At 45.5% G+C, this 14,087-nt stretch carries 11 protein-coding genes; 9 read left to right on the forward strand and 2 right to left on the reverse strand.

Annotated features, from left to right (window positions below):
• The first annotated feature begins 47 nt into the window (after positions 1-47).
• From KOE27_RS23285 to KOE27_RS23325, 9 genes are all read left to right on the forward strand, one after another.
• Entirely contained in the window at positions 48-650 is a 603-nt protein-coding gene (locus tag KOE27_RS23285) for a recombinase family protein (protein WP_304488616.1), read from the forward strand.
• Positions 651-718: 68 nt separating this feature from the next.
• Positions 719-1,393, forward strand: a complete 675-nt coding sequence (locus tag KOE27_RS23290; RefSeq protein ID WP_082218139.1) for a response regulator transcription factor — start codon at positions 719-721, stop codon at positions 1,391-1,393.
• On the forward strand, positions 1,390-2,655 hold the full coding sequence (locus KOE27_RS23295; RefSeq protein WP_082218138.1) for a sensor histidine kinase: 1,266 nt from the start codon (positions 1,390-1,392) through the stop codon (positions 2,653-2,655). The genes KOE27_RS23290 and KOE27_RS23295 overlap by 4 nt, the downstream gene beginning before the upstream one ends.
• A gap of 71 nt (positions 2,656-2,726) precedes the next feature.
• Positions 2,727-4,100, forward strand: coding sequence for a TolC family protein (locus KOE27_RS23300; protein WP_082218137.1), 1,374 nt, complete (start codon positions 2,727-2,729; stop codon positions 4,098-4,100).
• A gap of 6 nt (positions 4,101-4,106) precedes the next feature.
• On the forward strand, positions 4,107-7,247 hold the full coding sequence (locus tag KOE27_RS23305; RefSeq protein ID WP_215241150.1) for an efflux RND transporter permease subunit: 3,141 nt from the start codon (positions 4,107-4,109) through the stop codon (positions 7,245-7,247).
• Between the two features lie 13 nt (positions 7,248-7,260).
• Positions 7,261-8,361, forward strand: coding sequence for an efflux RND transporter periplasmic adaptor subunit (locus KOE27_RS23310; RefSeq protein ID WP_170916763.1), 1,101 nt, complete (start codon positions 7,261-7,263; stop codon positions 8,359-8,361).
• 153 nt (positions 8,362-8,514) lie between these two features.
• The gene (locus KOE27_RS23315; protein ID WP_229208604.1) at positions 8,515-9,420 is read left to right on the forward strand and encodes a DUF1259 domain-containing protein; all 906 of its coding nucleotides are present in this window, start codon (positions 8,515-8,517) and stop codon (positions 9,418-9,420) included.
• 3 nt (positions 9,421-9,423) lie between these two features.
• A complete protein-coding gene (locus tag KOE27_RS29725; RefSeq protein ID WP_229208603.1) occupies positions 9,424-9,720 on the forward strand; it encodes a chromate resistance protein ChrB domain-containing protein in 297 nt (98 codons plus the stop codon).
• 39 nt (positions 9,721-9,759) lie between these two features.
• Complete coding sequence (locus KOE27_RS23325) at positions 9,760-12,024, forward strand: DUF5916 domain-containing protein (RefSeq protein WP_082218133.1); 2,265 nt, start codon at positions 9,760-9,762, stop codon at positions 12,022-12,024.
• A 382-nt stretch (positions 12,025-12,406) separates the two neighbouring features.
• On the opposite strand, the gene KOE27_RS23330 is transcribed toward KOE27_RS23325, so the two are convergent.
• Both KOE27_RS23330 and KOE27_RS23335 read right to left on the reverse strand, forming a co-directional pair.
• Positions 12,407-13,291 carry an IS3 family transposase gene (locus KOE27_RS23330; protein WP_082218032.1) on the reverse strand — a complete coding sequence of 295 codons (885 nt, stop codon included), beginning with the start codon at positions 13,289-13,291 and terminating at the stop codon, positions 12,407-12,409.
• Positions 13,288-13,599, reverse strand: a complete 312-nt coding sequence (locus KOE27_RS23335) for a transposase (RefSeq protein ID WP_082218033.1) — start codon at positions 13,597-13,599, stop codon at positions 13,288-13,290. The genes KOE27_RS23330 and KOE27_RS23335 overlap by 4 nt, the downstream gene beginning before the upstream one ends.
• Between the last annotated feature and the right edge of the window lie 488 nt (positions 13,600-14,087).

A 14,087-nucleotide genomic window follows, 5' to 3' on the forward strand; every position in this document is an offset into this window, starting at 1 on the left:
ATTAAACTAAATGTAATATATTTGATTTTAACAAGTTTTGTAAACAAATGATCAAATTAGGATACGCCCGGGTCTCTACCCAGGAACAAAATCTGGACCTTCAGCTGGACGCCCTAAAAAAAGAGGGATGCAAGCAGGTCTTTACCGATAAGGTCTCCGGAGTAAAGGCTACCAAGCCAAACTTTGAAAAATTGATGGAGTATGCACGGCCAGGTGACACCATTGTAATTTGGAAACTGGACCGGCTTGGGCGCAGCACCATTAAGCTCATTGAGCTAATAGAAGAGTTGAAAAATAAAGGAGTAAATCTTAAATCACTTTCTGAATCTATTGACACCAGCACGGCCACTGGTAATCTATTTTTTCAATTTATGTGTGTGCTTGCCGAACACGAGCGCAACATTATCCGCGAGAGAACAAAAGCTGGTCTGGAGTCAGCCCGTGCACGTGGCAGATCCGGGGGAAGGCCAGAAGGATTAAGTGAGCGCTATCGAAAAATCGCACCTGAGGTCAAGGAGATTTATGAAAAGAACAACCGGAGTACGGATGAAATCCGAGAGATGTTCAAAATAAAAAGCCAACCTACACTTTACAAGATTTTAAAGTACGCTGGGGTAGATATAAAAGGGTTTTTAAAGAAACGGGTGTAATATTCTAATGAAATTCACACCGTCAAACTTTCTCCAAAATTGACCATTACCTTAGCAAAAAACCGTAGATGAAATTACTGGTTATCGAAGATGAAGAAAGCTTGCTGCAAAGTATTGTTGAATACTTTACGCAGGAAGACTTTTTATGTGAAGGAGCGGGTTCTTATAGGCAAGGTATTGAAAAAATGGAGGACTTTCAATATGATTGCATTATCCTGGACATTAACCTTCCTGGTGGTAGCGGCCTAGAGCTTCTAAAATATCTTAGAAAAAACAAGAAAAGTGAAGGTGTAATCATTATTTCTGCCCGAAGCTCACTGGACGATAAAATTGCTGGCCTGGATCTGGGCGCGGATGACTATCTCACGAAACCTTTTCATTTGTCCGAACTGTTTGCCAGGGTGAAATCACTGATACGGCGTCAATATGCGTCCGGTTCGGATACACTTGAAATCAGCCATATGAAAGTAAATTTACTTTTAAAAACGGTTGAATGGGGTGGAAAACAAGTAGTTCTTACCAAAAACGAGTATGACCTGCTGCTTTTTATGCTCACCAATAAAAACCGTGTAGTAAGCAGACAAGCCATTGCTGAACATATATATGGAGAAGAAACAGACAATCTCGCCTCCTTTGATTTTGTATACTCACATGTAAAAAATCTGAAGAAAAAAATGAAAGAAAAAGGTTGTGGAGATTTGCTTCAAACGGTGTACGGACTAGGTTATAAGCTTTCTATATGACCAAAACGCTGGAACAAAAAAACACCCGGTATCTTTTCATATGGCTGCCACTTGTGCTGCTTGTTGGCTCGGCACTATTTTATGTTATGCTTGTTTTCCATGCGCACCACATGCGGGAAAAGCAGCTGGATCTAAAACAAGCTAACATATGGAAAGCTTTCACGCTACACCCTGAATCTATGGTTCTGCATATTGCAGGCGAGTATGATATCGATGCCAATAAGCGTGTTATTAACGACTTGCCTAATCAGCCACGCGATACCAGTTTATTTGATCACGAAAAAAAACAGTTCGTCGAATTTGCAATACTGACAAGACAAATGAATTGGAAGGGGGAGCCCTATAGGCTAACGACTTATGTTTCTTCCAAAGAAGTTTCACACTTAATTATTAAGGTCTTTCTTGCAGAAATCGCTATCCTTTTATTTCTGCTTTTAGCCATCGTAATTGTCAACCGAAGGAGCTCGCGTGTGCTTTGGCAACCATTTTTTCTTACACTGAAAAAAGCCGCTGCGTATGATTTGGTACGTAACCCTTCAATGCATCTGGACTCCCAGACTGGAATTGCCGAATTCAATCAACTGAATCATGAGCTGAATGACCTGGTGGGAAAAGTGAACAAAGTATATACGAATCAAAAACAATTTGTTGAGAATGCATCCCATGAGATGCAGACCCCTGTGGCTATTATCCGATCAAAAATTGAGTTTCTTATCAATGATCCGGCTTTAACCGAAAGAACGGCAGTTTTATTGGCCGACATAACAGCGGCTAACGAGAGATTGAGCCAATTAAACAAAAGCCTATTATTACTGGCCAAGATCGATAACAATCAGTTCCCACAAGTGGAACAGGTCGATGTTTCACAGGTCATTGAAAAAATTCTTGAAAATTATCATGAACACTATGAACATTTCCCGAAATTGACAAAATCCATTCAACCACAAATAATCATTGTAGCGAATCTTTCTCTTTTTGAAATCCTACTTAGCAACCTGGTAGGTAACGCCGTAATACATAATATCCCTAATGGCAGGATTCATGTGGAGTTGAACACCGAAAAACTGATGATTGTTAACACAGGTAATGAAATCAAAGATGATCCTGAGAAGCTTTTTGAAAGGTTTAAAAAAGGTGACGATGCATCTAAAACCACGGGACTAGGGCTTGCATTAGTCAAACAAATTACCCAGTTATACCAGCTCAAAATTCAATATGAATATGAAAATGCAGAACACCGCATCACAGTATTTTTTTGTTAAACCAAAGCCTACAAAGTTTCTCCAAAATCAATAAATAGTTTCGCGTTCGTTTCACAGAACGCTTACTATTTATGCCATATCTAAAAATAACGAGCACATTTTTTTTGTTGTTCCTTTCCTATTTAGTCTATGGACAAAAACCAGACACGACTGTCTCCCTGCGCGAAGCGCTGCTACTGGCCGAAAAAAACTACCCGCTGCTTAAATCCAAGTACTATGAATCAGAAGCGGCAAAGAAGGACGTAGCGCTGAGCCGAAATACCATTATCCCATCGTTGGATCTAAGTTACCAGGCCAATCTGGCGACCTACAATAATATTACGGGAATGCTTGATCCATCCGGTATTTTTCCAATAAGCGGGCCACCTTCCGCCGAGAATAAATATCAGCCTGTCTTTGGCAGCGCAGCAGGATTTTCCATGAACTGGCAGGCAATCACCTTCGGGCATCGCGATGCCCAAACCGCATATGCAACAGCCGGAGTAAATCAAAAGGAATCGGACTCAAAAATGGAATTGTTCAGACATCTGGCCAAAGTGACCAATACTTATCTGGATGTTGCATTGGCAAAGCAGCTGATTGCTATAAACCAGAAAAATATTAAAAGAGTTGAATTTGCATTGATCCAGTCGCGCACACTCACAAGTAAAGGACTCAAGCCCGGTGTGGATACGGCTTTGTTTCAATCGGAACTTTCTAAAAGCAAGATTGAATTACTGAATGCCACAGAAAAATTTGAAACCCAAAAAATATTACTTTCCCAATTTTTGGCGGTTAATGAGGCAATTAATACAAAGGACAGCCTATTCTTTGAAAAGTTCCCACAGGCGCACGCAGCTATTTCCTCTGATTTTAGCAGTCATCCTTATATCAGCTATCCGAAAAGTATTTTAGAATACAGCCTGGCGAAGGAAAAATTAATCAAACGATCCTATCTGCCTAAGATAAATATATGGAGCACGGCTTATGCCCGAGGTTCAGGGATCAAGTATGATGGCACCGTAAAGGCAAGTGATGGTTTGGGATTTAGTCGTTTCAATTACGGCTTGGGATTTCAGATTGTTTACCCAATATTAAAATTTTCGGATAAAAATATACAAATCCAGCAGCAAAGCCTGATGACGCAATCTATCCAGCAAAAAGTGGAAGAGAATCTGCTTATTCTGGATAAGAAAGACCAGATCAGCCAGCTGACCTACAACAATGCTTATCTGATCGCCACTGAAACAGCTACGCAATTACAATCTGCACAGTATGCTTTCAAGGCAATGCAAATCAGATATAATACCGGTCTGGTGAATTTCAGTGACCTTATTCAAGCCCAGTATAATCTTTTGAAAGCCGAAACCGATTCACAGCAGTCTTATTGGTACATCTGGAAAGCGCTATTGAATAAGGCTGTCACAAAGGGTGATATCAACATATTTTTAAATGAACTGAAATAGAAAGTTATGCTTCAACTCATACGTTTTGCATTAAGGAAGCCCGTTTTTATAGTGGTTGCCATTGTAGGGATGCTATTCTTTTCTATTCTGGCCATAAGGAAATTGCCCATCGATATATTTCCAAAAATGGGAACGCCCACTATTTATGTGGCACAGACCTATGGCGGATTATCGCCACAACAAATGGAAGGTTTTCTTGCTTCGTACTACGAGTATCATTTCCTGTACATCACCGGAATCAAATTTGTTGAAAGCAAATCAGTCCAGGGTGTATCGCTCATTAAATTGCAATTTCACGAAGGGACGGATATGGCAACTGCCATGGCTGAAACCATTTCCTATGTCAACCGTGCCCGCTCCTTTATGCCCGCCGGTACGTTTCCGCCCTTCGTTATGCGTTACGATGCAGGCTCACTTCCGGTTGGTCAGCTGGTTTTCAGCAGTGCTACCCGTTCACTGAATGAAATCCAGGATCTGGCATTGTTTAAAGTGCGGCCCATGTTTGGTGCGTTGCCAGGCGTTTCTGCTCCCCCGCCATTAGGAGGGAATCAGCGCACGATTCTGATCAAAGCAAACCCTGAACGGCTAAGAAGCTACAATATTTCACCCGACGAACTGGTGGCATCCATTGCCAAAAACAACGTGCTCTTACCCGCCGGGAACGTGCGTATTGGTGATCAAACACTGATTACGCCTTCCAACAGTGTGGTTGACAATTTTAAGGAACTAGAACAGATCGCGGTTAAAGAGGTAAACGGAACATCTGTTTTTGTCCGGGATGTGGCCAGTGTGGAAAATGGAGCAGACATTACATCCGGCTATGCGCTCATCAATGGGAAGCGTTCCATTTACATTCCGGTTACCAAACGGGCCGATGCTTCAACCTGGGATGTTGTGCAACGCATTAAAGAAAATCTTCCACAAATGCAGGCTGCCATTCCCGATGACATCAAAGTATCCTACGAGTTTGACCAGTCAGGGTATGTGATCAATTCCTTGAAAAGCCTGCTTTTCGAAGGCGGCTTGGGGGCTATACTAACCGGACTTGTGGTTCTGCTATTTCTACGCGATGTCAGAAGCGCGCTCATTGTCGTACTCACAATTCCGCTGGCTCTGCTTGCAGCTGTCGTGGGACTTTATTTGGCTGGGCACACCATCAATATGATGACATTGGGTGGACTGGCACTGGCAGTGGGAATTTTAGTTGATGAAGCGACGGTAACCATTGAAAATATCCATCGGCATCAGCAAATGTCCAAATCAACATCAAGGGCAATCCTGGATGCATGCTTGGAAATTGCGGCTCCCAAACTACTGATCTTGCTTAGCGTACTTGTAGTGTTTTTACCCGCTATATTTATGACAGGCGTGCCTAAGGCGATGTTTATCCCCTTGTCCTTATCGGTTGGGTTTGCCATGACCGCATCCTTTCTGTTGTCACAGACATTGGTCCCCATTCTAGCTAACTGGCTTCTTAAAAATGAAACAGCAACAAAATCAGAATCTTCCTTTGATCGGTTTAGTGAAAAATATGGTAAAACGGTGATGCATTTTGGTGCTATAAAATTTATCGCTCCTTTGATTACCTTACTTTTCGTTGGTACTACGGTTCTTTTATACAATGCATCGGGGAGAGATATTTTTCCGAAAATTGATGGTGGCCAGTTTCAGCTACGTTTAAGGATGCCAACAGGGACCAGGATCGAAAGAACAGAGGATGCTACGAAAAAAATACTGGGACTGATTAACAGCTTAGCGGGAAAAGAGAATATTGCCATCACTTCCTGCTTTGTAGGTTTACAGCCATCTACGTACGCGATCAATTCGATTTTTCTTTGGACAAGTGGGCCGCATGAAGCCCTCTTAAAAGTAAATCTTTTGAAAGGGTCAGCCATAAACATTGAAACTTTGAAAGAACAGATCAGGGATAAGGTAGTAAACGAGATCCCCAATGCTGTAATTTCTTTCGAACCGGCCGACCTGGTTGATCAGGTGATGAGCCAGGGATCCAATACACCTGTTGAAGTGCTGGTTCAGGGGAAGGATCTAACGCAAGGCAGAGTATTTGCAGAACGGTTAAAATCTCAAATGAAAAGAATTGGGTTTTTACGGGATGTACAAATTGGCATCCCGCTAGATTACCCTAGTATCCAAATCAATTATGACCGGGTCCGAATGGGACAAATGGGCCTTTCTATCGAACAGGCCGGAAAGGCGGTCACTGCTGCCGTATCATCAAGCCGAAATACCCAGCCCGTTTACTGGCTTGACAAGGCGGGTGGTAATTCCTTCCAGGTGCAGGTAGAATATCCGCAATATATGATGAACAGCCCTGAGCAGATCGAACAGATTCCTATCAGTAGTGACAAGGGGGACAATCTGTACCTACGCGATATTGCCGATTGGAAAAAAACCATTTCAGTGGGCGAATACGACCGGATGAACCAACAGCGGTTTATCACTATAACAGCAAATATTTACAACCAGGATCTGGGAGAAGCTGTAACGCATGTGAACCAGGCCATATCCAAGCTTGGTGAACAACCGCATGGTATGAAAGTTTATATGCGTGGCCAGTCTGATTTATTGACCCAAACTTTAAGGGAACTGTCCATCGGTCTGCTGCTGGCAGTGACTGTAATTTTCCTGATGCTATCGGCTTATTTTCAATCACTGAGAATACCGATGATCGTCTTATCGGTTATTCCTGCTGTGGTAACCGGCTCGTTGTTGCTACTTTTTGTGGCGGGACATAGTTTAAATATTCAGTCTTTTATGGGTTGTATTATGGCCATCGGGGTTTCCGTGGCTAATGTCATCCTCTTGGTCACCAATGCAGAAGCCATTCGAAAGCAAAGGCTGTCTGGTCAAGATATAGGTATCCAGGCTGCAAAAACCAGGCTTCGTCCGATCCTGATGACCGCTATTGCCATGGTAGCCGGTATGATACCGATGGCGATGGGCGTTGGTGAAGGCGGCCAGCAAACTGCACCTTTGGGTGTGGCCGTTATCGGCGGTTTGATATTTTCAACGCTAAGTACATTATTGATCACTCCCCTGATCTATAACGCCTGGATTGGCAACAAAAATTACGTAGGCGTTTCTCTTGATCCTGATGACAATGAAAGCAAAAACTTTGGCCAGTAAAACAACGAATGATATGCTTAGAATTTTCTTTTTCAGCTGTGTCTGCATGTTTCTCTTTTATTCTTGCAACAGCAAAGAGCAGTCCGGTGCCAAAACCACTGAAACCAACCCGGATGGTAAAGATTCGGTAGCGATTTACATTGCAAAAAGCGATTCTGTCGAAAAAAAAATTACTTTACCCAGTGAATTGCTGCCTTATGAACGCGTAGAAATCCGTTCAAAGATTCAGGGTTATTTGAAAAAAATAAATGTTGACATCGGAAGCAGGGTGCGTAAAGGGCAGTTACTAGCTCTTATCGATGCGCCGGAAATTGCTTCGCGTCTAAGCGAGGTAACCGAAAAGATCCAGTCTGCAAAAGCTAAATATTTAGCCAGCAAAGACAATTTTGACCGTATTTATTCTGCTTCTCAAACCGAAGGTGTCATTGCAGCCAGTGAACTGGATAAAGTTAAAAATCTCTTTATGGCCGACAGTGCGGATTATAAAGCCGCTATCTTCACCGCTGCTACCTATAAGCAAATGGGAAATTACCTGGCGATCACCGCACCTTTTAACGGAGTGGTAACCAAACGAAATGTGCATGAAGGTACTTTTGTGGGAAACCCCGGTGAGCTTCCACTTTTGGAAATTGAAGATAATTCCCGGCTAAGACTTCGGGTAGCTGTTCCAGAGATATATACCGGCACCAGTTTGAAAAAGCAAAGCATCAAATTTACAACCAAAGCGATGCCTGAAAAAGTATTTGACGCCAAACTGGTCCGTAAATCAGAAAATATAGACAATGCCACGCGGAGTGAAATTTGGGAATTTGAAGTAACCAACACGAAAAAGTTACTGAAAACGGGTATGTATGCGGATGCCAGACTAGAGGTTCAGCGTTCACAACCAGGCGTTACATTACCATCATCCGCTATTGTGACCACTTTGGAAAAAAAGTTTGCCATTAAAATAAAGCAGGGGAAAACGCAGTGGATTGACATAAACCAGGGGCTTAACCTGGGAGACAAAATTGAAGTATTTGGCAATATCATGCCCGGAGATACGCTGATACTAAAAGCCAATGAGGAATTAAAAGCAGATGTTTCGGTTATCGCAAAGCTTGTAAAAAATTAGTTTACATACTTCTAAAATCAAAAACAATATTAGCCCTTTATTCAGCTTAAAAAATAATTAAATCGCACTTTTATAAACCAAGTTATGAACTACTTTTCACGAAGAGACTGGTTTAAAGCCAGCACTTATTTTACTGTTGCCGGATTGGCAAGTATGAACGCTGTGCAAGCTTCGACGATTGCCAAAACACCTGCACTTACCAAGGAAGAGATTGCAGCTATTGAAGCTGCTATGGGTAAAAAGGGCAACTATAATGAAGGACAAGCGGTTCATACCACTCCGCTTCCACGCAACGATTTGAAAGTCACTGTCAAAGGTGAACCTGTTCCAATTCCATTTGGGTTTGGGGGATGGGCGTCTATCAAAAAAACAGTAGATGGGAAATCAGCCGTTTTAATGAGCGATACAGTTCTGCTGGAAGAAGAAGTGAATCCCTTGATTTCAGCGGCGCATGCCAACGGCCTTGAAATCGGGGCTATTCACAATCATTTTTTCTATGAGCAGCCACGCATATTCTACATGCACATGCATGGCATGGGTACGCCACAAGAGCTTGCCAAAAAGTTTGCTGCCACCATTAAAGATGCCAAAATCTCCCCGGCTAACCAGCCTGTGCCTTCTGCGCCACCCACCACTACGGGCAAGGAACTCTTTGATATACCAGCCCTTGACGGCATTGTCAAGTATACCGGCGTAGTAAACGGCCCAACTTATAAATATACTGTTGGCCGTGACGATCTGACGGTTATGGCCATGGGTGCAGAAATGACAGCTGCCATAGGACTTAACTCCTGGGCAAGCTTTGCTGGAAACAAAGACAGCGCCCATATAGCGGGTGACATTGCCATGCTGGAAGATGAAGTTAATACGGTCATCAAAGCGCTTCGGGCCAATAACCTAGAAGTAGTGGCATTGCATAATCATATGTTTGGTGAGAACCCAAGGATCATATTTCTGCATTATTATGGGCGTGGACCGGCCACTACGCTTGCAAAAGGGTTCAGATCGGCCCTGGATGTTCTAGGAAAACCTGTTAAAGCGACGCATTCAACGCACTAGGAAATGGACTGGATTACCCGCGAACGCCCCAAAATCGATAGGATCGCCTGCCCGTGGCTGATCAAAAACTTTGTGGACAAGGAAGCCACATTCCACCTCGGGATACCAACAGCCACGGAGGGCGCTAAGGCTAATTTTGTCAACATCGGGGGCGTATCGCTGGGGTTGAAAAAGGATATCCAGCCCAACATAACTCTGGTCCCCGAAGTGGGCGCGTATTGGTACGATAGGAAAATCCTCGGTGTGCCCAAGCGGGGGCCTGGGTTTCAGTACGGCCAGATGCTGGCAACTAGTTTTTGAGTAGTGGTGTTTGTAAAGGAGGCCAGAAGCGCCCGTAGAATGACTTTGAAAACAGTTTTACCCTTCCTTTTCCTGCTGTTGAGCAGCCGTTTGTTTGCCCAGTCACTCGGCGTGAACGAAGCCGACTATGGTCTGAATGTCCGCCGGTCCATCGGACCGATTGTGCTAGACGGACGTCTGGATGAAGCCGCCTGGGACAAAGCGGACACGGTGTCGAACTTTTGGCAGTTTTTTCCGTATGACACCGTCCGGGCCGGTGCCCGAACCCGCGTACGGGTGTTGTTCGACTCGGAGTTCCTATACATAGCCGCCGAATGTTATCAACCCGGCCGGTACGTGGTCACTTCGCTCAAACGCGACTTTGCCCGCGGGCAGTCAGACCTGTTTGAGGTTAACATTGACCCCTTCGGCGATAAGCTTAACGGCTTCAATTTTGCGGCAAGCCCGTACGGCGTGCAACGCGAGGGCCTGATCACCAATGGACAGGAGTTTGCCACCGATTGGGACAACAAGTGGTACGTCCGGGTAGGCAACGCCGCCGATCGCTACACCGTCGAGATGGCCATCCCCTTCAAAACGCTCCGCTACAAGCAACGGCAGACTGGGGACGGGCCAGACGTGTGGCTGATCAACTTCATCCGCAGCGACATCGCCCGCAACGAGCAATCGGCCTGGGCACCCATACCCCTTAATTTTACCGGACAGGCGCTGGCGTTCTCGGGCCGGCTGATCTGGGAGCAGCCCCCCCCCAGGCCCGGTGCCAACGTCTCGCTGATTCCGTACGGGCTGGCCGAAACGGGCCGGGATTACCCGTCGGGGATACCTCCCCGACGGGGCGTCAACGCCGGATTCGATGTGAAGGTGGCCGTCACCCCTTCGCTCAATCTGGACCTGACCGTAAACCCAGACTTCGCGCAGGTAGAAGTCGATCAGCAAGTGACGAACCTGAGTCGGTTTGAGTTGTTTTTCCCCGAACGGCGGCAGTTTTTCCTGGAAAACAGCGACCTCTTCGGCTCATTCGGCACGAGCGTTACCAACCCGTTTTTCTCCCGGCGCATCGGCCTTGTCCGCAATCCCCGCACTGGGTTCAACGAGCGGGTGCCGATTCTGGCCGGGTTACGGCTGAGCGGCCGGTTGGACCGGAACTGGCGGGTCGGGGTGCTGAACATGCAGACGGGCCGGCGGTCGCTGGCCGATTCTGTCACGCTGCCACCGATCAACTACGGGATGCTGGCCGTGCAGCGCCGGATTTCGACCCGTTCGTTTTTGAGCGCACTGCTGGTAAACAAGGACCCCGTAGGGATAATGCCAGCCGGTGCCGCCCAACCGTATAACCGGGTCGCCGGCCTGGAGTATTCCCTGGCTTCGGCCAATAACCAGTGGCGGGGCAAAGCGTTCTACCACCGCTCGTTCAGCCCGGACCGGCCGGCTCAGCCCTACGCGGTGGGCGCCCTGCTGTTCGTTGACAAGCCAGCGGTCAACGGGCGGGTTGGCGTTTACGACATTGGCGATAACTTCCGGGCCGACGTGGGGTACGTCCCCCGCGCGAGCCTGCTGAAATTCCATGGCGAGGTCTTTAGGGTGCTTTTCCCGAAAGGGCGGCTGGGCCGGCACATCAACCGGTTTTACCTGGGACCAAACTGGGATTTTATTTATGGGAAACGGCAGAACCGCCTGATTGACTGGGACGCGGGACTGTTCGGGGGCATCACGATGCAAAACCAGTCGCAGCTGAGTTTTGTGTTTCTGCGCTGGGATTACACCTACCTTTTCTCGCCCTTCGACCCATCCAACACCGGCGGGATTGCCCTTCCCGCCAACACCTCGTACCTGTACTTCAGCCACAGGCTGACCTACGTGTCCAACGTTAGGAAGCCTTTTTTCTATAGTTTCAACGGTCGATACGGGCAGTACTTCAACGGTCGGATCACGCAGTTGCACACCGTCATGAGTTACCGGCAGCAACCTTACGGTGTTTTCTCGCTTGATTTCACCTATAACGGTATTCGGCTGCCCGCGCCCCACAGTCAATCGGACCTGCTGCTGATCGGCCCCAAGGTCGATCTGTCCTTCACCCGGTCGTTGTTTCTAACGGCCTACGTCCAGTATAACAACCAGATAAACAATGTCAACACCAACATCCGGTTCCAGTGGCGGTACAAACCCGTCTCGGACCTGTTCGTGGTGTACACCGATAACTACTTTGCGTACGAAACCCTCGATGATGACAACCGGCTGATGCGGGCCTGGCAACCTAAAAATCGGGCTTTGGTGATCAAATTCACGTATTGGCTGAATCTGTAACCAAAAACCTCTTTTGTCATGATGTCGGGTTAGGCTAAAAATTGTACATAAATGACGGCCAGCCTTTTGAAAGCTTTTTTAAGAAGCAAATATGAGCATCAATATAGTTGAAAGAAATGTGTCTATGCTTTATGGCAGCCAGTTCCAGAGAGCATGTTTGAGAAAAGGTAAATTTTATATCGTCAATATTTAAAGATGGCGGTGAGATTTACACGTAGCAAACGGCTCACTAGAAAAACAGCTCTACCGAACCCGCGGTACTTTCGGTTCAATCTTTTAATTTAACCCATTATTCCGAAAGGCGGTTAAGAAATAGTTCTTTGACGTGGTTCCCTTTTGGTTTACACTTTTGCGGGTTAGTAAATATTTAAAACTTCAATTCTTATCCCGTTTGTCGGTAATATTCGGCCTCAAATGCTGCGGGATTCAAATAGTTCAAAGACGAATGCAGTCTTCTTGTATTATAATATCCCTCGATGTATTCAAATAGAGCAGACTTCAATCTTTCAATGCTCTCATAACCACCTCTGGGCATATCTAATTCGGCCTTCAGCCTACTCCAGAACGACTCCGCCCATGCGTTGTCGTATGGGTCATCGGCACGGGACATGCTTTGTCTCAGTTTGAAAGTTTTTATTACTTTCTTCATTTCCCGTGATAAATATTGTCCGCCACGATCCGAGTGCACGATCATACCAGGTTTGGCCCTGCGCTTCAACAGTGCTCTCGACAACGGTTCCCTGACAAGACTTTCTTGCATATTGTCAGCCAATTGCCAGCTAACAATTTGCCGGGAATACAAATCCATCCAGGTGCAGAGATAAGCCCACTTCCCGCCTTTCAAAGGCATGTAAGTAATGTCCGATGTCCAAGCTGCATTGGGTCGATCTGGCTTTGACTGGTTAAGCAGAAGGTTTGGACAAACTCGTTTTCCGTGTTTACTATCAGTTGTCCTTGGAATAAACCTAGGTGGTTGAATAGCCCTTAAACCCTCTTTTCGCATGATTTCAGCGACTTTTCGGCGACTAATCTTGATGCCTTTTTGTTTCAAGGATTCTTTGATACGTCGACTGCCATATCGCTTCAAATTACGGATAAACTCGATCCGTATTTCATGCTTTGGGCGGTTGTATTTTTTGTCCGCATTATAACTTTCTCCTCGCCGGTACCGGTAATAAGCTGTGCGGCTTACTTCAAAAAGCGAACACAGATAACTTACCTTATTTGTCCTCGAAAGTGATATTATTAAGTCATAGACGTCTCTCAGTCGGACGTGCTGAAGAGACCCAACGCCTTTTTTAAGATTTCACGGTCGGTTTTCAGGCGTTCAACTTCCGCTCGTAGCCTAGCATTTTCAGCAGCAAGTTTTGCAGCCTTACTACCTTCACTCTCCACATTCTTTGTTTTTGTCTTCATAGTTGCCATTCTCTTCCAACGATATAGAAGATTTTCAGCAATTCCAAACGTCTCCGAGATTTCCTTCGCGCTTCTTCCAGAAGCCAACATTCTCGCTACTTCCTGCTTAAAATCAGCATCGTAACTCTTTCTGGTTTTGCTCCCCTTCTGAACTCCCATTTTGCATCAGGTTGTGCAAAAATGTGTGCCGCTTTTTGGAGCCACCTCATATGACTATTAAACCTTCTATTACAGGTTGTAGATAGTACTTGCTTAGCTCTTTCTTGAAAAGAGTTTCCTCGTCATAAATAACTACTCCGGGCCTAGCCTCGTCTTCATAGTCTATAGGAACCCATACATACTCCTTCTTTTTCTTGTTTTGCGGTTTCTGTGCCCTGTCCCACGCTGCCTTCCGTTTGTGATTTCGATCACTGGATGTTCTATCCAGTCACCTTTATAATTGTTTCGCATCATTGTTCTTGATTTAGGAACAACCCAAAGGTATTTCACTGTTAAAAATTTCGGTAGGACAGCATCGATCGATTAATAAGTATGCTGTTTTTCAGTGTTTTGCAGCCAACCTTTGAATTACAAGCAATGTAAAGGCGGTCAGACCGCAAAAAAAGGAAAGTTGCAGATGACTATCTACTTCACTGTCCTAGCATGTA

Origin of the sequence: Dyadobacter sp. CECT 9275 (genome assembly GCF_907164905.1) — a bacterium.
Lineage (GTDB): Bacteria > Bacteroidota > Bacteroidia > Cytophagales > Spirosomataceae > Dyadobacter > Dyadobacter helix.

Coding starts and splice junctions, on each gene's coding strand:
- KOE27_RS23315 (WP_229208604.1), top strand. CDS start 8,515: ATGAACGCTGTGCAAGCTTCGACGATTGCCAAAACACCTGCACTTACC.
- KOE27_RS23295 (WP_082218138.1), top strand. CDS start 1,390: ATGACCAAAACGCTGGAACAAAAAAACACCCGGTATCTTTTCATATGG.
- KOE27_RS29725 (WP_229208603.1), top strand. CDS start 9,424: ATGGACTGGATTACCCGCGAACGCCCCAAAATCGATAGGATCGCCTGC.
- KOE27_RS23305 (WP_215241150.1), top strand. CDS start 4,107: ATGCTTCAACTCATACGTTTTGCATTAAGGAAGCCCGTTTTTATAGTG.
- KOE27_RS23285 (WP_304488616.1), top strand. CDS start 48: ATGATCAAATTAGGATACGCCCGGGTCTCTACCCAGGAACAAAATCTG.
- KOE27_RS23300 (WP_082218137.1), top strand. CDS start 2,727: ATGCCATATCTAAAAATAACGAGCACATTTTTTTTGTTGTTCCTTTCC.
- KOE27_RS23290 (WP_082218139.1), top strand. CDS start 719: ATGAAATTACTGGTTATCGAAGATGAAGAAAGCTTGCTGCAAAGTATT.
- KOE27_RS23335 (WP_082218033.1), bottom strand. CDS start 13,599: ATGGGAGTTCAGAAGGGGAGCAAAACCAGAAAGAGTTACGATGCTGAT.
- KOE27_RS23325 (WP_082218133.1), top strand. CDS start 9,760: ATGACTTTGAAAACAGTTTTACCCTTCCTTTTCCTGCTGTTGAGCAGC.
- KOE27_RS23310 (WP_170916763.1), top strand. CDS start 7,261: ATGCTTAGAATTTTCTTTTTCAGCTGTGTCTGCATGTTTCTCTTTTAT.